This is a genomic window from Salmonella sp. A29-2, from assembly GCF_020150755.1.
In the GTDB taxonomy this organism is placed as follows: domain Bacteria; phylum Pseudomonadota; class Gammaproteobacteria; order Enterobacterales; family Enterobacteriaceae; genus Salmonella; species Salmonella enterica.
Map to the genome: position 1 here is coordinate 1,081,001 of NZ_CP083731.1, position 19,870 is coordinate 1,100,870.

Sequence of the window (19,870 nt, forward strand, 5' to 3'; positions counted from 1 at the left end):
CTTACACCTAAGGTGTTTGTCATCGCTTACTTTTTGGCGTTATATGATGGATAATGCCGGGATACAGAGAGACCCGACTCTTTTAATCTTTCAAGGAGCAAAGAATGCTGATTCTGACTCGTCGAGTTGGTGAGACCCTCATGATTGGCGATGAGGTCACCGTGACAGTTTTAGGGGTGAAGGGCAACCAGGTGCGTATTGGCGTGAACGCCCCGAAAGAAGTTTCTGTCCATCGTGAAGAGATCTACCAGCGTATCCAGGCTGAAAAATCCCAGCAGTCCAGTTACTAAGGTTTTCGCGTCTCACTTTTCGGGTGAGACGCAGCCTCTCTTCTCGCTCGCCCGCGTTGTCCCTTCATGACTTTTTTCAACCTCATTGTTGATATGGTGCGCTTTTGGCGGCCAGCGTGTCATCAAATTATCTGTTGATAAAACACTCTTTTTGGCTTTTTTACAGACTAATTGAGCGTGAAGTGTGCAAACGATAAAAGCTCTGGAAAAATTGTTTGACTTATAAGTCCCAGAAAGTAATATGTGCGCCACGCAGCGACGATGAGCAGAACAAGTTCTTCGAAGCACTCGTAAGAGGCGTGTGGTGAGGTGGCCGAGAGGCTGAAGGCGCTCCCCTGCTAAGGGAGTATGCGGTCAAAAGCTGCATCCGGGGTTCGAATCCCCGCCTCACCGCCATTTGCATCCGTAGCTCAGCTGGATAGAGTACTCGGCTACGAACCGAGCGGTCGGAGGTTCGAATCCTCCCGGATGCACCATCTCTTACTTGATACGGCTTTCCCGCGGTATCAAAATCTGCAGTAAAGTAAGTTTCCCGATGCATCCGTAGCTCAGCTGGATAGAGTACTCGGCTACGAACCGAGCGGTCGGAGGTTCGAATCCTCCCGGATGCACCATCTCTTACTTGATACGGCTTTCACCGCGGTATCAATATCGGCAGTAAAACAAGTTTTCCGATGCATCCGTAGCTCAGCTGGATAGAGTACTCGGCTACGAACCGAGCGGTCGGAGGTTCGAATCCTCCCGGATGCACCATCCCTTACTTGATACGGCTTTCCCGCGGTATCAAAATCTGCAGTAAAGTAAGTTTCCCGATGCATCCGTAGCTCAGCTGGATAGAGTACTCGGCTACGAACCGAGCGGTCGGAGGTTCGAATCCTCCCGGATGCACCATATTCTCCATACTTTATTCTCCGTACTTTCAGCGATGAAGATGCAGATAAGATAGCGGTAATCACCGCTGGCATCAGAAGGATAACGTTGCGTCAGCAACGGCCCATAAGGCGAATAATCCTCCCGGATACGTCACTGCCCCGCAATCGCTTTTCCCCTTATCTTGAACACACCTCTTCATCTCTATTAGCGACAAAATCAACCAATTGCGATAAAGTACTGTCTGGTTATTCGGTTTGCGAGAACACGATGTACGCACGTTATGCTGGTTTGATTTTTGATATGGACGGTACTCTCCTGGATACCGAACCCACGCATCGCAAAGCGTGGCGTGAGGTTTTGGGGCGCTATGGTCTTCGTTTTGATGAACAGGCAATGGTCGCGCTTAACGGTTCGCCAACCTGGCTTATCGCCCAGTCAATCATTGAGCTTAACCATGCCGATCTTGATCCCCTGTCACTGGCGCGTGAGAAAACCGACGCGGTAAAAAGCATCCTGCTGGACTGCGTAGAACCGCTGCCGCTGGTTGAGGTGGTTAAAGCGTGGCATGGGCGGCGTCCCATGTCGGTCGGTACCGGTAGCGAAAGCGCTATCGCGGAAGCCTTGTTAGCGCATCTGGGACTGCGTCGTTATTTTGATGCGGTTGTGGCGGCAGATCACGTACAGCATCACAAACCTGCGCCTGACACCTTCCTACTGTGCGCCCAGCGGATGGGCGTCATGCCGACGCAGTGCGTGGTATTTGAAGATGCCGATTTTGGTTTACAGGCGGCGCGGGCGGCGGGAATGGATGCCGTGGATGTTCGACTATTGTGAGTGACGGACTGTCGCTCCTGTCTCTGTTTGCCAGTAGTTTTCTCAGCGCGACGCTGTTACCCGGTAATTCTGAGGTGGTTTTGGTTGCTATGCTGGTCTCCGGCGTCAGCCATCCCTGGGTCTTAGTCTTAACAGCAACAATGGGTAATAGCCTTGGAGGGGTAACTAACGTTATTCTTGGGCGTTTCTTTCCGCTGCGCAAAACGTCGCGCTGGCAGGAAAAAGCGACTGGCTGGCTAAAGCGTTATGGCGCAGCCACACTATTATTAAGCTGGATGCCGGTCATCGGTGATTTGTTGTGCCTGTTAGCGGGATGGATGCGCATCCCGTGGGGGCGGACGATCTTTTTTTTGTGTCTTGGTAAGGCGCTGCGCTATGTTGCGCTCGCAGCGGCGACGGTTCAGGGCATGATGTGGTGGTAATAATTGTAGGTTTGGCATGTATGGCCGCCATTACAGTTATGCTTATTAAAACGATTTGGACAGGCGGGAGGTCAATTTGATCCCGGACGTATCACAGGCTCTGGCCTGGCTGGAAAAACATCCTCAGGCGTTAAAGGGGATACAGCGCGGGTTAGAGCGCGAAACGCTGCGTGTCAATGCTGATGGCACGCTGGCGACAACAGGTCATCCTGAAGCGTTAGGTTCAGCGCTGACCCATAAATGGATTACCACGGATTTTGCGGAAGCCCTACTGGAGTTTATTACGCCAGTCGATGGCGATATCCAGCATATGCTCACTTTTATGCGCGATCTCCATCGGTATACGGCCAGGAAACTGGGCGATGAGCGGATGTGGCCATTAAGTATGCCCTGCTATATTGCGGAAGGGCAGGACATAGAGCTGGCGCAGTACGGCACATCCAATACCGGGCGCTTTAAGACGCTCTATCGCGAAGGGCTGAAAAATCGTTATGGCGCCTTGATGCAAACCATCTCCGGCGTACATTACAATTTTTCATTACCGATGGCGTTCTGGCAGGCGAAATGCGGCGTTACGGAAGGCGAAGCGGCAAAAGAAAAAATTTCTGCCGGCTATTTTCGTCTGATTCGCAACTATTACCGTTTTGGCTGGGTCATCCCCTATCTGTTTGGCGCGTCTCCGGCCATTTGTTCCTCTTTTCTGCAAGGAAAGCCAACCACATTACCGTTTGAAAAAACGGACTGCGGCATGTACTACCTGCCGTATGCGACGTCGCTGCGTTTGAGTGATTTGGGCTATACCAATAAGTCGCAAAGCAATCTCGGAATTACGTTTAACGATTTGCATGAGTATGTGGCAGGTCTGAAGCGGGCGATTAAAACCCCTTCCGAGGAGTACGCGCGGATTGGTGTGGAAAAAGACGGTAAGCGGCTACAGATTAACAGCAACGTTCTGCAAATTGAAAATGAGCTGTACGCGCCCATTCGTCCCAAGCGCGTGACGCGCAGCGGCGAATCGCCTTCTGACGCGCTTCTGCGTGGTGGTATTGAGTATATTGAAGTTCGTTCTCTCGATATTAACCCGTTCTCACCGATCGGCGTAGACGAGCAACAGGTGCGCTTCCTCGATCTGTTTATGGTCTGGTGCGTATTGGCCGATGCGCCGGAAATGAGTAGCGATGAGCTGTTATGTACGCGTACTAACTGGAATCGCGTTATTCTGGAAGGGCGTAAGCCGGGCCTGACGTTAGGCATTGGCTGTGAAACTGCGCAGTTCCCGCTGCCCAAAGTAGGGAAAGATCTTTTCCGCGATCTGAAACGCGTGGCGCAAACGCTGGACAGTATCCACGGGGGAGAGGAGTATCAAAAGGTGTGTGACGAGTTGGTCGCCTGCTTTGATAATCCTGAACTGACATTCTCCGCCCGGATCCTACGGTCTATGATTGATGAAGGCATTGGCGGCACCGGGAAAGCGTTCGGTGAGGCTTACCGTAATTTGTTACGCGAAGAGCCGCTGGAGATTTTACAGGAAGAAGAGTTTATTGCTGAACGTGACGCTTCAGTACGTCGTCAGCAGGAGATTGAGGCGGCGGATACCGAACCGTTTGCCGCGTGGCTTGCGAAACACGCCTGATCCAAAAGAAAAAGGCCACTCACGGAGTGGCCAAAATTTCATCGCTGAAAACAGGGATGATGATAACAAATGCGCGTCTTTCATATACTCAGACTCGCCCCGGAACAAAGAGTTCAGTTTATTTTTAAAAAATTATCGGAGGTGACTAAATGCCATTATTAGATAGCTTCGCAGTCGATCATACCCGGATGCAAGCGCCGGCGGTCCGGGTTGCAAAAACGATGAACACCCCGCATGGCGACGCAATCACCGTGTTTGATCTGCGTTTTTGCATTCCGAACAAAGAAGTGATGCCGGAAAAAGGGATTCATACGCTTGAGCATCTGTTTGCTGGCTTTATGCGCGACCACCTCAACGGTAACGGCGTTGAGATTATCGATATCTCTCCGATGGGCTGCCGCACCGGCTTTTACATGAGCCTGATTGGCACGCCGGACGAGCAGCGTGTTGCCGACGCCTGGAAAGCGGCGATGGCGGATGTGCTGAAAGTGCAGGATCAAAACCAGATCCCGGAGCTGAACGTTTACCAGTGCGGTACGTATCAGATGCACTCGCTCAGTGAAGCGCAGGACATTGCCCGTCATATTCTGGAGCGTGATGTGCGCGTGAACAGCAATAAAGAGCTGGCGCTGCCGAAAGAAAAACTGCAGGAACTGCATATTTAGTCTTATTGGTAAGCGTTTCCAGTATTTAAATTAACCCCGGTTTATGGCCGGGGTTTTTTATTGCTTAATATAATTTGCGTTTATTATATTTGCGGCGAGAATACATTTTAAATTAAGTAATGCCTGGCCTGTTAAATAATAAAATGTGATCTGGCAAACAGAAAAGGCGGATAACTCACGATGCCAGAGTGTATTGATCACATAAACTAAAAATCATAAATAATTAATAGAAAAACATAATGGAATGCGCCAGATATCCAGGTAATAACAAGACTCTACTAATAGCCGGTCGATGGGGTTTTTAGCAAATCTTATCTGGTATACATCAAACTTAAGGGATAAAAAATGAAGGCTAAATATTTGGCGCTGATGATCGGTGCTTGCTTTTCTCATAACCTTTGGGCAGCGAATAATATCACTATTGAGCAGCGTCTGGCTGAACTGGAGCAACGTGTTGTTAATGCTGAAAAACGGGCATCCGATGCCGAGGCGCAAATTCGCTCGCTGAAACAGCAGCAGGTCGCCGCTACGCCGACGGTGAATGTCCAGTCCGCCGAGCCCATTGCAGCAGATAAAACGCCGCCGAAGCTGACCTTATCCGGATTCAGCGATATTAAGTTCTATGGCGATGTCGAATTTAATATGGATGCGGCAAGCCGTTCCGGTAGCCTGACCTCGATGAGAACGTCAGCGAATAAAGATTGGGCATCAGGAACCAATGAACGCTGGGATATTAACGGACGCCTGTTGTTGGGCTTTGATGGCTACCAGCGGCTGGACAACGGTAATTTTGCCGGATTCTCTGTACAGCCTCTGGCGGACCTGACCGGAAAAATGAACCTTGATGATGCCGTTTTCTTCTTTGGTCGTGAGAATGACTGGAAAATTAAGGTTGGTCGTTTTGAAGCCTACGATATGTTCCCGCTGAATCAGGATACGTTTATTGAATATTCGGGGAATACAGCGAACGATCTTTACAGTGACGGTTACGGCTATATCTATATGATGAAAGAAGGACGGGGACGTAGCGACAGTGGGGGTAACTTCCTGCTGAGTAAAACCATCGACAACTGGTATTTCGAAGTTAACACATTGCTGGAAAATGGCAGTACGTTATATACCGAGAAGCAGTACCACGGAATGGATTTAACCAACGATAAAAACGTGGCTTACGTCCGTCCGGTTATCGCCTGGCAAAACGGGCGTTTTTCAACGGCGATAGCGATGGAAAGTAACGTCGTTAACAACGCCTATGGCTATTATGAGAATGGGAAGTGGATCGATCAGTCAGATCGTACGGGCTATGGTTTTACCATGACCTGGAATGGTCAAAAAACTGACCCGGAAGATGGCGCAGTGATTAACCTGAATACCGCCTATATGGATGCGACCGATGAGACAGATTTTACCGCTGGGGTGAATGCGCTGTGGCATCGATTTGAACTGGGTTATATCTATGCGCATAACAAAATCGAAGCCTTCAATGCTACTAATATCGATGCCGTTTGTGAGGACGATTGTTGGATCACCGATCCCGGCAATTATGACATTCACACTATTCATGCCTCATATTTATTCCCCAACGTGATGGATATGAAAAACTTTAACATCTACCTCGGTGCCTATGCTTCATGGGTAGAGTCCAATCCGAATAATGGCGATAACAGTGAAGATGCGCGTTACGGCGGGCGTCTGAGATTCAAATATTTCTTCTGATTGTTGGTCTACTAAAAAAGGGATCCGCAGATCCCTTTTATCAGATAGTTAGTGCGCGCCGCCACCGCCGCCGCCCGCACCGAAGGGCGGTTTGGCGAACCACACCAGGCCGAGCAGCACCAGGAAGATCCCCGCCGACATCCAGAAGATTTCGTTGGCGGAAATAATCAGCCCCTGATTCGTGATTTGCTGGGCTATCCAGCCTGATGCCTGTTGGTGCGTCATCCCTAAGCCTTCCAGTTTATCGTACATAGCCTGAGCGTTTGGATTATACGCCGTAATCGACTCCGTGAGCTGAGCATGGTGTAGCGACTCACGATCGGTCCACATAGTGGTGGTAATCGAGGTGCCGATGGAGCCCGCCAGCGTTCGCGTGAAGTTCGACAGGCTTGATGCCGCCGCCAGCCGTTCTGGCGGTAACCCGGAGAGCGTAATGGTGGTCAGCGGCATAAAGAAGCAGGCGACGGCAAATCCCTGAATAAACTGCGGCCATGCGGAAGCGCCGAAATCCATACCCGGTTCGAACGTCCAGGCGCGCCAGTAAAAACAGACGGCGTACATAATGAAGCTGAACGTGACCAGCCTGCGCATATCCAGTTTATGCGCGAAGCGTCCGATAATCGGCGACAAAATTACCGGAATAATGCCGACTGGCGCCGACGCCAGACCTGCCCACGTTGCGGTATAGCCGTACACCTCTTGCAAAAGCTGCGGCAGTAGAACAATGGCGCCGAAATAGAGCATATAGGCAAGGCTGATGCACAAGCAGCCAATAGTGAAGTTACGCGATTTAAAAAGAGAAAGATCGACGATAGGGTGATCGTCGGTCAGTTCCCAGACGATCAGGAAACTGATGGCGATGACGGCGACCACGGTCAGGATGATAATTTCCTGCGAGGAGAACCAGTCCAGCTCTTTACCGCGATCGAGCATAATTTGCAGGCTGCCGATGCCAATCACCAGTAACGCCAGCCCGACGGCGTCAATACGTCGCCGTTCGGTATGCGTTTCACGTCCGCGCAGCGTGTGTAACGTCATCAGGACGACGGCGATGCCAATCGGCACGTTGATGAAGAAAATCCATCCCCAGTGGTAATTATCACTGATATAGCCCCCCAGAATCGGGCCGCAAATCGGCGCGACAATGACGGTCATTGACCAGAGCGCCAGCGCAATGGAGCGCTTTGCAGGCGGATAGTTATTCAACAACAGGCTTTGCGAGAGCGGAATCAGCGGCCCGGCGACCACGCCCTGCACCACGCGGAAGAAGATCAGCATATTCAGGCTGCTGGATACGCCACAGGCCCAGGAGGCCGCGGCAAAGGCGACCGTCGACCACATGAACAGTTTGACTTCGCCAAAACGTTTCGCCAGCCAGCCGGTTAAGGGAATCGAGATAGCGTTCGCCACCCCGAAAGAGGTGATAACCCATGTCCCCTGGCTTAGGGAAGAACCCAGGTTCCCGGCGATGGTCGGAATCGCCACGTTGGCAATGGTGGAGTCCAGCACCTGCATGAATGTCGCCAGCGACAGCGCGATCGTCATGATGACGAGCTGCGCGCCCTCCAGCGGTTTTTGCTGTTGCATCACACGCACCTCAGGATTAACCCGCGTTAGCCTGTACGATGTCGTCGATCAGTTTATTGACCGGCGCGAGATTAATTTCGCGTGCGTTACTTTCGGCAACCGGCGTCGTTCGTACCTGGCTGGCCAGTACCTGACCGTCGCGATTAGCGGTATCCACGGTGACCAGCGTCGATAAACCAATACGCAGCGGATGTTGTTCTAACTGGCGGGCGTCCAGTTCGACGCGTACCGGCAGACGTTGAACCACTTTAATCCAGTTACCCGTCGCATTTTGCGCGGGCAGCAGGGAGAAGGCGCTGCCTGTTCCCATATCCAGACCGACGACTTTACCGGTGTATTTTACGTCGTCGCCATAAATATCAGTAATCACCGTCACTGGCTGCCCAATGCGCATATTCGCTAATTGGGTCTCTTTAAAGTTAGCGTCCACCCACAGATCGGTTGCAGGCACCACGGCCATCAGCGGCGTGGTGGGGCTGATTTGCGCGCCAGGCTGGACGGCGCGGCGGGAGACATAACCAGTCATTGGGCTGACGATGCGAGTACGCTCCAGCGCCAGCCAGGCGTTACGCACTTCGGTCGCCGCTTGTTGAACCGCGGGCTGATCTTCCAGATTACTGTTGAGTATCATTGCCTGGTTGGCATTGTACTGTTGAATGGCGACATCCAGCTGTGCCTGCGCGCTGGCGACGGCATCGCGGGCGTGTTGCAGCTCTTCACGACCAATAAGATTGGCATTACCCAGCGGCACACGACGGTTAAGGTCGCTTTGCGCTTGCGCCAGGGCGGTTTTTTGCACGTCGATATTCGCCTGCAACTGCTTGCTGTTAATCATCAACTGGTGCGTCTGGCGCACACTGGAGGCCAGCGCCGTTTTGGCTTTTTCAAACGCTTGTTTGGCGTCAGTCTGATCGAGCGTGACCAGAACATCGCCCTCTTTTACAAAGTCGGTGTTATCAGCCCAGACTTTCGTCACACTGCCTGACACCTGCGCCATGATTTGAACCTGGTTCCCTGCCACGTAAGCATCATCTGTCTCTTCAATATGACGCAATACTAAAAACCAATAAATTCCATATGCCACGGCAATAATAACAAAGAGCAAGGTAAGAAGTAGCAGCGCTGTTTTGCGTTTGCCTTTCTTCTTAGCCGGTTGCTGCGGGGTTTGGATCTCCGCATTTGCGCTCATGTTGTTCTCCACGATCTTATTATTCACATCGGCTGAGCCGACCTGTTGTCAGAAAGGCCAGCAGTAATGCGTGCCGGCCTGTCCGCTTTCCTGTTATTAATCTGGATTTTTGAGCGGGTCGGCGCTTTAGCGCAGCGCCTCAAGAACAGTGCCTTCCTGCTCCATTTGATCAAGACGCGTCAGGAGTTTACGAGTGATGTGCTCAAGTTGATCTTTTTCGGCTGTGCTAAGTGATGACCAGAGTTGATGCAGACAATGATGCTGAGGCGGAAGCACTTCTTGCAAAAATGCCTGGCCTTTCTCCGTTAATTGCAGATGCAGGCAACGGCGGTCGTTATCGCTCTCACGACGCTCAATCCAGCCGCGTTTTTCCAGCTCATCTGCAATGCGTGTCGCATTGGTGCGAGATGAACCCAGCGCGCAGCTTAATTCAGACGGCTGAATACTGTGGTTTTCCTGAGACTCCAGCGTAATCAACGCCATAAACAACGTCTCGTTAATCCCTTGAGCCTTCAGCATCTTATTGCGGTTTTCCAGGAGCTTGCCTTGCATGTGCATACAAAGACGAGTCAAAAGAATTTCCTGATAAGGAAAGTCTTCGTGACGGCTGGCGCGAAATTTTAGCATTTGTTCAATGGGCGTAAACGAACTATCCATTTGGGCATGACCTCATTAATTTCAGCCGATATAGTAACGACAGTGACAAATAAAGTAAATGTATTATTAATACAAAATCATTCTTTCAGGCTATAAAGCAACCAATGATACGCAGACTGAGACGCCAGCGGGAACATTGGGCCCGGTAAAGCGCCGCCTGCGGCAAATCCAGGAATGACGAGAAAAGCGTGAGTGCCTGCATGAAAAAATCAGGAGAGAACGATAAGCGGGAGGGGCGAAAGCCGGGTAAACGGCCTTACAACCCGATGCAAAAGCCACCGGAATATCACGGATAGCTATCGGTGAACGACCTTCGAATCCTTGAACGGGCGCTATTGGCCTGGGAGCAGATGGGGATGCAGGGCTTTCCATAGAATTATATTATTCTTCACCGGTATAAAAATAACCATGATAAATGAATAGCATAACCTTAACAGACTGGGGAGCTCCTTAACACCCTAAGGAGCTTAAACAAAGGTAAACGCTCACTATCCGCTTAATTTACGGCTTCCTGTCGGTGAAAACCTCGCCACCAGACCAGTAAATTAAGTAAGGCTACCGTGACACCCGCCAGACAAACACCGGCCCAGCCGGCATGTTGCCAGGCGGAGGCGGAAATCAGCGACCCCGCGGCGCCACCGATAAAGTAGCTGGTCATATAGCCGGCGGTGAGCCGGTTACGCGCATCCGGATGCAAACGATAGATGACCGTCTGATTGGTGATATGTACCCCCTGAACGGTGAGGTCCAGTACCAGAATGCCAATAATCAGCGCCAGTACCGAGGTGTGCCCAAGCCAGATAGCCAGCCAGGAGAGTAACAGCAGCAGTAAGCCGAACGTGGTGGTGAGGTGAGATTTACCTTTATCGGCAAATCCGCCAGCCGGACGCGCGCCTAAAGCGCCGGCGGCCCCCGCCAGGCCAAACAGGCCAATCATCCCCTCGGAGTAGCTAAACGGCGGCGCGGCGAGCAAAAAGGCCATTGATGTCCAGAGGATGCTGAAATTAGCAAAGGTCAGACAGCCCAGCAGCGCGCGGGTACGCAGCAGCTTATCGTGAATAAACAGGCTGAATACAGAACCCAACAGTTGCGGGTAGTTAAGATGGGTGTCGGATTTGAGCTTTGGCAGTCCGCGCCACAACGCGACGGCCATCAGCGCCATCAGCGCCGACGCTACCCAAAATACGGTGCGCCAACCGCCGAGGTTTGCCAGCAGTCCGGCGACCGTTCGCGCCAGCAGGATCCCCAGCAACAGGCCGCTCATAATGGTGCCGACCACTTTACCGCGGGTGGCGGGCGTCGCAAGCGTGGCGGCCAGCGGAACCAGAATCTGCGCCACCACGGAGAACAGTCCGGTTAAGGCCGTTCCGAGTATCATCATGCTAAGCGACTGACTGCTGGCGGTGATCAGCATTCCGCCAGCCGCCAGCAACGTCATGGAGACAATCAGCGTTCGGCGTTCAAACATGTCGCCGAGCGGCACCAGAAACAACAGGCCAGCGGCATAGCCCAACTGCGCGGCGGTAACGATAAACCCTGCGGAGCTGGCGGAAAGCGAAAAGTGATGCGCGATGGTATCAAGCAGCGGCTGGGCATAGTAGTTGCTGGCGACCGCCAGACCCGTGGCCACAGACATTAAAACGATCAGCGCCGGGCTAAGCCCATGAGTGGGTTTCGTCATTATGGTAATCGTGATTCAGATAATTATTTCCTGGGAAAACAATCATAGCGGATGTTGATGAATAAAGGGGAACAGTGACGTGATGAATCGTGCGCTTTGAGGAGAGATTGCGTTGGCCGGATAGCGGCGCATGAACTGCGCCTTATCCGGCATAAAAAACGATCTTATTTCTGCGCGGCCAGCGCTTCTTTCACCCAGCCGTCAAACTGCTGCTGGTGGGCGTTGATCCAGCCGTCTACGTGGCCCTGAACATCGGCTTCAGACGATTTACCGGCATGCATCATGGCGTTCTGCGCGTTGATATCCGCCAGCGGCAGCTTCATGATGGCGAACAGTTTCGCCGCCGCCGGGTTTTTCTCCGCCCATGCCTTATTGGCGACAATATGCATGGTATTAACCGGGAACCCATAGTTCGCGCCGTTCGGCAGTTTAGTATCAATATTTTTCTGTTCGCCCGGCAGAGAGGAGAACGGCACCTGTAGCCAGACGACATCTTTACCCGGCTTCATTACGTCGCTCACCCAGTACGGGGTCCAGGTGTAATACAGCACCGGCTTGCCTTCTTTAAAACGGGTAATGGTATCAGCCATCATCGCCGCATAGTTACCGTGGCTGACCTCAACGGTTTTTTGCAGATCAAACGCTTTATTCTGGTGATTGATCACGGCTTCGCAGCCCCAGCCCGGCGAGCAGCCCATCATGTCCGCTTTTCCGTCGCCATTGGTATCGAAGATTTTGGCGATTTTCGGATCTTTTAGCTGAGCGATATTGGTGATGTTGTACTGCTCGGCGGTTTTTTTATCGATCAGATAGCCCTGCGCAGCGCCGGAAACAAAGACGCCCTCGCGATAAAACTTGTTGTCTCCGCCTGCTGCGGCATACATATCATCATGCAGCGGCTGCCAGTTCACGGCGGTAAACGTCGCATCGCCAGAGGCGATGGAGGTATAGCCTACGTTGTAATCGACTTCACTCGGCTTATTTACGGTATAACCCAACTTTTCCAGCGCCCGGCTGACCAGTAACGTCTGGAAGGACTCTTCAGAAATAGTGCTTTGGATAGGTTGAACGGTAATGCCTTTGCCAGGCAGGTCGGCAGCGAAAGCGCTGGCGGTGACAAGGGTGGCAAACGCTGAGGCAAATATCACAGTATGTCGCATCGTTGTTCCTTTAATTATGGTAGGGAGTTGTAAGCCCGGTAAGCGCAGCGTCACCGGGCGTCAGGAGAGTTATTTAACGAAAGGGCGGGTGATTAGCCCAACAGGACCGGTGGTATACCAGCGACGGTTACCGCGGCTACGCGAGTCACGCCCGACGGCCTGCGTCAGACGGTCCAGAATGATGGCGAGAATCACAATGCCGACGCCGCCGACGGTTGCCAGCCCCATATCAAGACGACCAATGCCGCGTAGTACCATCTGACCAAGCCCGCCGACCGCAATCATCGAGGCGATGACGACCATCGAGAGAGCCAGCATCAGCGTCTGATTAACGCCTGCCATAATGGTGGGCATCGCCAGCGGTAGTTGCACTTTGAACAACATTTGGCGCGGGCTGGCGCCGAACGAGCGCGACGCTTCAATTAAGTCGGCAGGCACCTGGTTAATGCCCAGGATCGTCAGGCGTATAATCGGCGGTAGAGCAAAAATAATCGTCACCACCACGCCCGGCACGTTACCGATGCCGAATAACATGACAATCGGCACCAGATAGACAAACGCGGGCGTGGTCTGCATCGCATCCAGCAGCGGACGAACTATTTTGGCCGCGCGCGGGCTGCGCGCCAGCCAGATTCCCATCGGTAATCCGATCACGACGCAGAACAACAGGGCGGTCAGCACCAGCGCCAGGGTAATCATCGCCTGCGACCAGGCGCCGATCGCGCCGATGGCGATCAGCGATATCAGCGTTGCGATCCCCATGCCCACGCCGGAAACCTGCCAGGCAATCAGCGCAAAGAGAATAATCGCCACAGGGGCGGGCATGCCCAGCAGCAGTTGCTGAAAGCCGTTAAGGATGTAATCCACCGGCACACGAATCCCCTGAAAAAGGGGACGGAAATGGGTGACGACCCAGTCGATTCCCTCTGTGACCCAGCTATCCAGCGGGATCAGCGTCTTATGGAACGGGTCCAGAAGAGAAAAGTGTTCAGGGGCTGGCGCGGGCGCGCTGTTCAACCAGTCGGTACTGCCGCCGTCCGTGGCTACGCCTGCCGGTGTTCCCCAGGCATCAGCCGTTTGCGTCGTCGTATCGGCCACCTGTGCGGTATCCCACGGATTCGTTTGATCAGCCATTGTTACCCCCCTCGCGATCTAAAGCCTGTAGCAACATACGTTTTGAAATAATGCCAACATACTGGTGTTCTTCGTCGACAACCGGCACCGCGCAGGGCGCCTGGCCGACGTGAGAGAGCAACTCGCTGAGTGGGGTTTGCGCATCAACGACTAAAGGGTCGTCGATAAGCGCCGCTTCAATCCCTTGCGCCTGGCTTAATGCCGCTTTTAATGAGTCGATGGACACGACGCCCACGAATTTATTGCCACGCTCAATGACGTAACCATATTCACGGTCTTCGTCCTGTAATAATTTCAGTGCCGAACGGGGACCGAAACCTGGCGTTTTACGAATTAAGCCGACCGGACTGCGACGGGCAATATCTTTGGCGCTAAAGACCTGACTAATATCCACGCCACGGAAGAACGTGCGGACATAATCATTTGCCGGATTATTCAGGATCTCATCCGGCGTACCAACCTGTACGACCTCGCCATTTTGCATAATGGCAATCCTGTCGCCAATACGCATAGCCTCATCAAGATCGTGGGAAATAAAGACAATGGTGCGCTGATGTTTCGCCTGTAATTTCACCAGCTCATCCTGCATTTCGGTACGAATTAATGGATCGAGGGCGGAAAACGCTTCATCCATTAATAAGATATCAGGGTTGATTGCCAGCGCGCGGGCAAGCCCAACACGCTGACGCATCCCACCGGAAAGTTCATCCGGGTAGGCGTGAGCGTAATTCTCAAGCCCCACCTGACGCAAGGCGTCCAGCGCTTTTTCGCGACGCTCTTGCGCCGCGATGCCCGCTAATTCCATACCGAATGCCGTATTATCCAGCACGGTCATATGCGGCATGAGCGCAAATGACTGGAAGACCATCGCAATCTTTTTCCTGCGCACCTCGCGAAGCTCAGCGTCTGATATTTTGGCAATATCAACACCGTCAATCAGTACCTGTCCGCGGGTGGGTTCAATCAGGCGATTGAGAAGGCGTACCATTGTGGATTTACCCGAGCCGGATAATCCCATGATGACAAATATCTCGCCTTCTTCAATGGCCAGACTGGCGTCTTTAACGCCAAGCGATAGCCCCGTTTTTTCCAGTATTTGCTCTTTCGATAGTCCCTTTTCAATATATTTGAAGGCACGCTGCGGATGCTCTCCAAATATTTTATACAGATTCTTCACTTCTAATTTAATTGCCATGCAATAGAATGATTCCTGTTATTTACTTATGTCGATATGTTACCTGATAGAAATAGTTACCTTTTTCTACCCTAACATACTCAGAATCTGAGACAACCCTGAATTTGCTTCTGGCATGAATATTGCGAGGTGCTATCGGCTGTGATTTCCCATGATATAAGGGCTGAACGCGAATGGGGAGGGAGAGATATTTTTTGAGACAACCAGCAAAAATCCACCTGAATTGGAGGAATCCAGGTGAATAATGTCACTCATATTGAGTGTAGGACATGTTGTAATATTTGCGAGATTTAACCCGGTATTGCCTGAAATAAAGGCATGGAAAATGTAACGTTATTTCCCATGCCCGTAAGGTTAAAAGTTCCAGTCTTCGTCTTCGGTTTCGATTGTTTTCCCCATCACATAAGATGAACCTGAGCCGGAAAAGAAATCATGGTTTTCGTCGGCATTCGGCGAGAGCGCGGCAAGGATTGCGGGATTCACGTCTGCCATCTCCGGCGGAAATAACGCCTCATAACCCAGGTTCATTAAGGCTTTATTGGCGTTGTAGCACAAGAAGGCTTTGACGTCGTTAACCCAGCCGGTTTCCGCATATAACGCTTCTGTGTAGCAGATTTCGTTGTCGTACAGTTCCATCAACAAATCCAGCGCGAAAAGCTTTAACTCTTCACGCTCGATTGCCGATAGTTTTTGTAGCGCTATCTGATACTTATAGCCAATATAATAACCGTGAACCGCTTCATCGCGAATGATTAAACGAATCAGGTCGGCAGTGTTAGTGAGCTTACCGCGGCTGGAGAAATACATCGGCAGCCAGAAGCCGGAATAGAACAGAAAAGACTCTAAAAAGACGCTGGCAATCTTTTTCTTTAGCGGTTCATCGCTGACGTAATGAGCCAAAATAATCTGCGCCTTACGCTGTAGCGGCGGGTTTTCTTCGCTCCAGGCGTAGGCGGCATCAACCTCTTTCGTCTGGCACAGCGTGGAAAAAATAGAACTGTAAGAGCGGGCGTGTACCGCTTCCATAAAGCTGATGTTCGACAGCACGGCCTCTTCATGCGGCGTGATGGCATCTGCCATTAACGACGGCGCGCCTGCGATGTTCTGGATAGTGTCGAGCAGCGTAAGACCCGTAAACACGCGAATAGTGAGCTGCTGTTCGGCGGCGCTCAGCGTCTGCCAGGCCGGAATATCATTCGATAACGGCACTTTTTCCGGCAGCCAGAAGTTACTGGTCAGCCGGTTCCACACCTCCAGATCTTTGTCGTCCTGGATCTTGTTCCAGTTGATGGCGCTAATACGAGATAATTTCATATGGCTTTCCTTATAGCGCGCAGGATACGCAGCCTTCAATTTCAGTACCTTCCAGCGCCAACTGGCGAAGCCGGATGTAATACAGTGACTTAATACCTTTTCGCCAGGCATAGATCTGCGCCTTGTTGATATCGCGGGTCGTGGCGGTATCGGGGAAAAACAAGGTGAGCGACAGCCCTTGATCGACGTGGCGCGTGGCCTCGGCATAGGTATCAATAATTTTTTCCGGACCGATATCGTAAGCATCCTGATACATGTCCAGATTTTCATTGGTCATAAACGGCGCGGGGTAATACACACGCCCGGTTTTGCCCTCTTTGCGAATCTCAATTTTGGCCACAATCGGATGAATGCTGGAGGTCGCATGATTAATGTAAGAAATCGAACCGGTCGGCGGCACCGCCTGCAAATTTTGGTTATAGATGCCATAGCGCATCACATCGTCGCGCAGCTTTAGCCACATTTCGCGTGTGGGCAGCGTAATGCCGCTGCGGGCAAATAGCGCCCTGACTTTCGCTGTTTTCGGTTGCCAGTCGTCCTGTAAATACTGCGTAAAATAGTCGCCGCTGGCATAACGCGACTGCGCAAATCCGGCGAAGGTTTTGCCGCGTTCGCGGGCCAGCCGCATTGAAGTATGCACGGCATGCCAGGTAATGGTGTAAAAATAGAAATTGGTGAAATCCAACGCCTCCGGCGAACCGTAGGCAATGCCTTCTCTCGCCAGATAGCCATGCAGATTCATCTGGCCCAAACCGATGGCATGAGAGGCGGCATTACCGGCGGCTATTGAGGGTACGCTGCGTATATGGCTCATGTCCGACACCGCCGTCAGGCCGCGAATAGCGGTTTCTACGGTACGGCCAATGTCCGGTGAATCCATGACGTGAGCGATATTCAGCGAGCCGAGATTGCAGGAGATGTCATGCCCGATGTGGGTATAGTCAAGGTTATCGTCGTAACGGGAAGCGCTATTGACCTGTAAAATTTCCGAGCACAGATTACTCATATTAATGCGCCCAGCAATGGGATTCGCGCGGTTTACCGTATCTTCAAACATGATGTAGGGATACCCGGATTCGAACTGAATCTCCGCCAGTGTTTGAAAAAAGCCACGGGCGTTAATATAGGTTTTACGCACGTGCGGATCGGCAATTAATTCATCGTACCGTTCGCTAATGGCGATATCGCCAAACGGTTTGCCGTAGCGTCGTTGTACGTCATAGGGCGAAAAGAGCGCCATTTGCGCGTTTTCTTTCGCCAGCCGGAAGGTGATATCCGGGATCACCACGCCGAGAGAGAGCGTTTTGATCCGGATTTTTTCGTCGGCATTTTCCCGTTTGGTATCCAGAAAACGCAGAATATCCGGATGGTGCGCATGGAGATAAACCGCGCCGGCCCCCTGGCGCGCGCCAAGCTGGTTGGCATACGAAAACGCGTCTTCCAGCATTTTCATCACCGGGATCACGCCGGAAGACTGATTCTCAATGCGTTTGATCGGCGCGCCCGCCTCGCGCAGATTGGAGAGTAAAAACGCGACGCCGCCGCCGCGTTTGGAGAGTTGTAGCGCCGAATTCACCGCCCGCCCGATCGACTCCATATTGTCTTCGATACGGAGCAGGAAGCAGGAGACCAGTTCTCCACGCTGCTGTTTGCCGCAATTTAAAAAAGTCGGGGTGGCGGGCTGAAAGCGACCAGAAAGCATTTCATCGGTCAGTTGGGTGGCCAGCGTTTCGTCACCCTGCGCCAGCGTCAACGCCACCATTGTCACCCGATCTTCAAAGTGTTCCAGATAACGTTTGCCGTCGAAGGTTTTCAGCGTGTAACTGGTATAGAACTTCCAGGCGCCAAGAAACGTCTGGAAGCGAAAGCCGCTGGCGTGGGCGTGCTCGAACAGGCGGAGGACGAAGGCGCGGTCGTAACGCGCGAGGACGGCGTCATCGTAATACCCTTCCCGAACCAGCGTCTCCAGACGTTCATGCTGGCTGGCAAACGTCACGGAATGCGGGCGGACGTGGGCGGCAAAGAAGGCGTCGATCGCCTGCTGGTCCTTGTCGAACTGAATATGGCCTGCTTTATCATAAAGATTCAGCATCGCGTTCAGGGCGTGGTAATCCATGGTTTCCTGCATTACGCGCTCCGGGGTAGTTGTTGCCAAAATTCATTTACTCCTTTTCGGACGTTATCGATGTCGCGTTGTGTGCCCATGAGCTCAAAGCGGTACAGCCAGGGTACGCCGCATTTTTGTGCTATCACATCGCCAGCGCATCCCCAGGCATCGCCGAAATTGCGGTTACCGGAGGCGATGACGCCGCGAATGCGCGCCCGGTTGTGTTCATCATTTAAAAAGCGGATCACCTGTCGCGGCACCGCACCGGCCATCCCGCCGCCGCCGTATGACGGCACAACCAGAATGTACGGTTCGTCTACCTGAATTCGCTCCCGTTCATTGAGCGGAATACGCGTGGCAGGCAGCCCCAGACGCTGCATAAAACGGTGCGTATTTTCAGAGCTGCTGGAGAAGTAGACGAGCGCGCTCATGCGTTTGCCGCGTGGGGTGTCGGGTGCAGACGGTTAATCATGTCCGGGCGGAAGCCAGACCAGCTCAAATCGCCCGCCATCACCACCGGTAATTGACGAAATCCTTGCGCCCGGAGCGTATCCGCTGCATCCGGCACCAGATCGACGTTCACCATCTCAAATTCAAATCCACGGCTTTCCATCGCCCGCTTTGTGGCGTGGCACTGAACACAGTTATTGCGAGTGTAAATAGTAATGCTCATGATTCGTATTTCCATTTAAAATGAGAAAACGGCGCGATGAAACGCGTCGGATTGTCGGGTGTTGATACAGGAAATACTAGATGTAGTTGAATTAAGATTCAACCATACAAGATATGGGAATTTTCGATTGATTTTAACGTCGCTGATGAACGCAGCGGGGTAGGGGCGGCATGGCTAATTTTTGCCGGATGGCGGCGTGAACGCCCGATCCGGCCTGCAGGTTCACGCATAACAGAGTTGGCTGACATCAGCGCCATCCGGCAACAATGCGTCACATTCGCATACCGATCGCCAGACGGTTAAAGCAGTTCATTAAACCGATGGCGAAGGTCAGATCGCTGATTTCACGCGCGCTGAAATGATCGAGCAGCGGCAGGTAAACATTATCTTCGGCGTGGGTTTCAGCAATGTGCGTCACCGATTCCGCCCAGGCTAACGCCGCGCACTCTTGCTCGCTGAAATGGTGACTTACCCGCCATCCTGCCAGCGCATCTAATTTAGCTTGATTTACGCCAGCCTTACGCAGCGCTTTACTGTGCATCTCCAGGCAAAATGCACAACCATTTATTTGCGAAACACGCAGGTAAATCAGCTCCATCAGAGTGAGGTCAAGCGTGCTCTTTTCCAGCGCGTTTTTCGCCTGCACCAGAGCGCTGTAAACCTCCGGGCTCAGTTCATAATAGGGTTGGCGTAACGTCGTCATCATGTTTCTCCTCGTGTTGATGACGAGCACTGTAGCA

At 52.3% G+C, this 19,870-nt stretch carries 18 protein-coding genes and 5 tRNA genes; 11 read left to right on the forward strand and 12 right to left on the reverse strand.

Features of this window, described 5'->3' with window-relative positions; genetic code table 11:
- Positions 1-104: 104 nt before the first annotated feature.
- The 11 genes from csrA to K8W53_RS05310 all read left to right on the forward strand — a co-directional run bounded on the left by csrA (position 105) and on the right by K8W53_RS05310 (position 6,433).
- Positions 105-290, forward strand: coding sequence for a carbon storage regulator CsrA (csrA, locus tag K8W53_RS05260; RefSeq protein WP_000906486.1), 186 nt, complete (start codon positions 105-107; stop codon positions 288-290).
- Positions 291-593: 303 nt separating this feature from the next.
- Positions 594-686 (forward strand) — tRNA-Ser (locus tag K8W53_RS05265).
- 3 nt (positions 687-689) lie between these two features.
- Positions 690-766, forward strand: a tRNA-Arg gene (locus tag K8W53_RS05270).
- 61 nt (positions 767-827) lie between these two features.
- A tRNA-Arg gene (locus K8W53_RS05275) sits at positions 828-904 on the forward strand.
- 62 nt (positions 905-966) lie between these two features.
- Positions 967-1,043, forward strand: a tRNA-Arg gene (locus K8W53_RS05280).
- 61 nt (positions 1,044-1,104) lie between these two features.
- Positions 1,105-1,181, forward strand: a tRNA-Arg gene (locus K8W53_RS05285).
- Between the two features lie 249 nt (positions 1,182-1,430).
- The gene (gene yqaB / locus K8W53_RS05290) at positions 1,431-1,997 is read left to right on the forward strand and encodes a fructose-1-phosphate/6-phosphogluconate phosphatase (protein ID WP_000271296.1); all 567 of its coding nucleotides are present in this window, start codon (positions 1,431-1,433) and stop codon (positions 1,995-1,997) included.
- Complete coding sequence (locus tag K8W53_RS05295) at positions 1,994-2,419, forward strand: YqaA family protein (RefSeq protein ID WP_001279499.1); 426 nt, start codon at positions 1,994-1,996, stop codon at positions 2,417-2,419. The genes yqaB and K8W53_RS05295 overlap by 4 nt, the downstream gene beginning before the upstream one ends.
- A 76-nt stretch (positions 2,420-2,495) precedes the next feature.
- A complete protein-coding gene (gshA, locus tag K8W53_RS05300; protein ID WP_000611821.1) occupies positions 2,496-4,052 on the forward strand; it encodes a glutamate--cysteine ligase in 1,557 nt (518 codons plus the stop codon).
- Between the two features lie 149 nt (positions 4,053-4,201).
- Complete coding sequence (luxS, locus tag K8W53_RS05305) at positions 4,202-4,717, forward strand: S-ribosylhomocysteine lyase (RefSeq protein WP_001130194.1); 516 nt, start codon at positions 4,202-4,204, stop codon at positions 4,715-4,717.
- Positions 4,718-5,062: 345 nt separating this feature from the next.
- The gene (locus K8W53_RS05310) at positions 5,063-6,433 is read left to right on the forward strand and encodes a carbohydrate porin (RefSeq protein WP_023224260.1); all 1,371 of its coding nucleotides are present in this window, start codon (positions 5,063-5,065) and stop codon (positions 6,431-6,433) included.
- 48 nt (positions 6,434-6,481) lie between these two features.
- Here the strand turns inward: K8W53_RS05310 and emrB are convergent, their stop codons facing one another.
- The 12 genes from emrB to K8W53_RS05370 form a co-directional block, all read right to left on the reverse strand.
- Entirely contained in the window at positions 6,482-8,020 is a 1,539-nt protein-coding gene (gene emrB / locus K8W53_RS05315; RefSeq protein ID WP_001187297.1) for a multidrug efflux MFS transporter permease subunit EmrB, read from the reverse strand.
- Positions 8,021-8,036: 16 nt separating this feature from the next.
- Entirely contained in the window at positions 8,037-9,209 is a 1,173-nt protein-coding gene (gene emrA / locus K8W53_RS05320) for a multidrug efflux MFS transporter periplasmic adaptor subunit EmrA (RefSeq protein WP_001275603.1), read from the reverse strand.
- A 126-nt stretch (positions 9,210-9,335) separates the two neighbouring features.
- Positions 9,336-9,866: a transcriptional repressor MprA gene (gene mprA, locus K8W53_RS05325; RefSeq protein ID WP_000378431.1), complete on the reverse strand. Its 531-nt coding sequence runs from the start codon at positions 9,864-9,866 to the stop codon at positions 9,336-9,338.
- A gap of 496 nt (positions 9,867-10,362) precedes the next feature.
- Complete coding sequence (locus tag K8W53_RS05330; RefSeq protein WP_000165769.1) at positions 10,363-11,547, reverse strand: MFS transporter; 1,185 nt, start codon at positions 11,545-11,547, stop codon at positions 10,363-10,365.
- Positions 11,548-11,711: 164 nt separating this feature from the next.
- Positions 11,712-12,707 carry a glycine betaine/L-proline ABC transporter substrate-binding protein ProX gene (gene proX, locus K8W53_RS05335; RefSeq protein ID WP_001216618.1) on the reverse strand — a complete coding sequence of 332 codons (996 nt, stop codon included), beginning with the start codon at positions 12,705-12,707 and terminating at the stop codon, positions 11,712-11,714.
- A gap of 69 nt (positions 12,708-12,776) precedes the next feature.
- A complete protein-coding gene (gene proW / locus K8W53_RS05340) occupies positions 12,777-13,841 on the reverse strand; it encodes a glycine betaine/L-proline ABC transporter permease ProW (protein WP_000775021.1) in 1,065 nt (354 codons plus the stop codon).
- The gene (proV, locus tag K8W53_RS05345) at positions 13,834-15,036 is read right to left on the reverse strand and encodes a glycine betaine/L-proline ABC transporter ATP-binding protein ProV (protein ID WP_000985529.1); all 1,203 of its coding nucleotides are present in this window, start codon (positions 15,034-15,036) and stop codon (positions 13,834-13,836) included. The genes proW and proV overlap by 8 nt, the downstream gene beginning before the upstream one ends.
- A gap of 354 nt (positions 15,037-15,390) precedes the next feature.
- A complete protein-coding gene (nrdF, locus tag K8W53_RS05350; RefSeq protein WP_001650459.1) occupies positions 15,391-16,350 on the reverse strand; it encodes a class 1b ribonucleoside-diphosphate reductase subunit beta in 960 nt (319 codons plus the stop codon).
- 10 nt (positions 16,351-16,360) lie between these two features.
- Positions 16,361-18,505 carry a class 1b ribonucleoside-diphosphate reductase subunit alpha gene (gene nrdE / locus K8W53_RS05355; protein WP_052939548.1) on the reverse strand — a complete coding sequence of 715 codons (2,145 nt, stop codon included), beginning with the start codon at positions 18,503-18,505 and terminating at the stop codon, positions 16,361-16,363.
- Positions 18,478-18,888: a class Ib ribonucleoside-diphosphate reductase assembly flavoprotein NrdI gene (gene nrdI / locus K8W53_RS05360; RefSeq protein ID WP_001275401.1), complete on the reverse strand. Its 411-nt coding sequence runs from the start codon at positions 18,886-18,888 to the stop codon at positions 18,478-18,480. The genes nrdE and nrdI overlap by 28 nt, the downstream gene beginning before the upstream one ends.
- Positions 18,885-19,130 (reverse strand): glutaredoxin-like protein NrdH, encoded by a 246-nt coding sequence (nrdH, locus tag K8W53_RS05365; RefSeq protein ID WP_000028870.1) that lies wholly within the window; start codon positions 19,128-19,130, stop codon positions 18,885-18,887. Before nrdH ends, nrdI begins: the two co-directional genes overlap by 4 nt.
- 271 nt (positions 19,131-19,401) lie before the next feature.
- A complete protein-coding gene (locus K8W53_RS05370; RefSeq protein ID WP_000209807.1) occupies positions 19,402-19,833 on the reverse strand; it encodes a carboxymuconolactone decarboxylase family protein in 432 nt (143 codons plus the stop codon).
- Positions 19,834-19,870 lie beyond the last annotated feature (37 nt).

Coding starts and splice junctions, on each gene's coding strand:
- proX (WP_001216618.1), bottom strand. CDS start 12,707: ATGCGACATACTGTGATATTTGCCTCAGCGTTTGCCACCCTTGTCACC.
- luxS (WP_001130194.1), top strand. CDS start 4,202: ATGCCATTATTAGATAGCTTCGCAGTCGATCATACCCGGATGCAAGCG.
- K8W53_RS05310 (WP_023224260.1), top strand. CDS start 5,063: ATGAAGGCTAAATATTTGGCGCTGATGATCGGTGCTTGCTTTTCTCAT.
- csrA (WP_000906486.1), top strand. CDS start 105: ATGCTGATTCTGACTCGTCGAGTTGGTGAGACCCTCATGATTGGCGAT.
- nrdF (WP_001650459.1), bottom strand. CDS start 16,350: ATGAAATTATCTCGTATTAGCGCCATCAACTGGAACAAGATCCAGGAC.
- nrdI (WP_001275401.1), bottom strand. CDS start 18,888: ATGAGCGCGCTCGTCTACTTCTCCAGCAGCTCTGAAAATACGCACCGT.
- yqaB (WP_000271296.1), top strand. CDS start 1,431: ATGTACGCACGTTATGCTGGTTTGATTTTTGATATGGACGGTACTCTC.
- nrdH (WP_000028870.1), bottom strand. CDS start 19,130: ATGAGCATTACTATTTACACTCGCAATAACTGTGTTCAGTGCCACGCC.
- emrA (WP_001275603.1), bottom strand. CDS start 9,209: ATGAGCGCAAATGCGGAGATCCAAACCCCGCAGCAACCGGCTAAGAAG.
- K8W53_RS05370 (WP_000209807.1), bottom strand. CDS start 19,833: ATGACGACGTTACGCCAACCCTATTATGAACTGAGCCCGGAGGTTTAC.
- mprA (WP_000378431.1), bottom strand. CDS start 9,866: ATGGATAGTTCGTTTACGCCCATTGAACAAATGCTAAAATTTCGCGCC.
- emrB (WP_001187297.1), bottom strand. CDS start 8,020: ATGCAACAGCAAAAACCGCTGGAGGGCGCGCAGCTCGTCATCATGACG.
- K8W53_RS05330 (WP_000165769.1), bottom strand. CDS start 11,547: ATGACGAAACCCACTCATGGGCTTAGCCCGGCGCTGATCGTTTTAATG.
- proV (WP_000985529.1), bottom strand. CDS start 15,036: ATGGCAATTAAATTAGAAGTGAAGAATCTGTATAAAATATTTGGAGAG.
- proW (WP_000775021.1), bottom strand. CDS start 13,841: ATGGCTGATCAAACGAATCCGTGGGATACCGCACAGGTGGCCGATACG.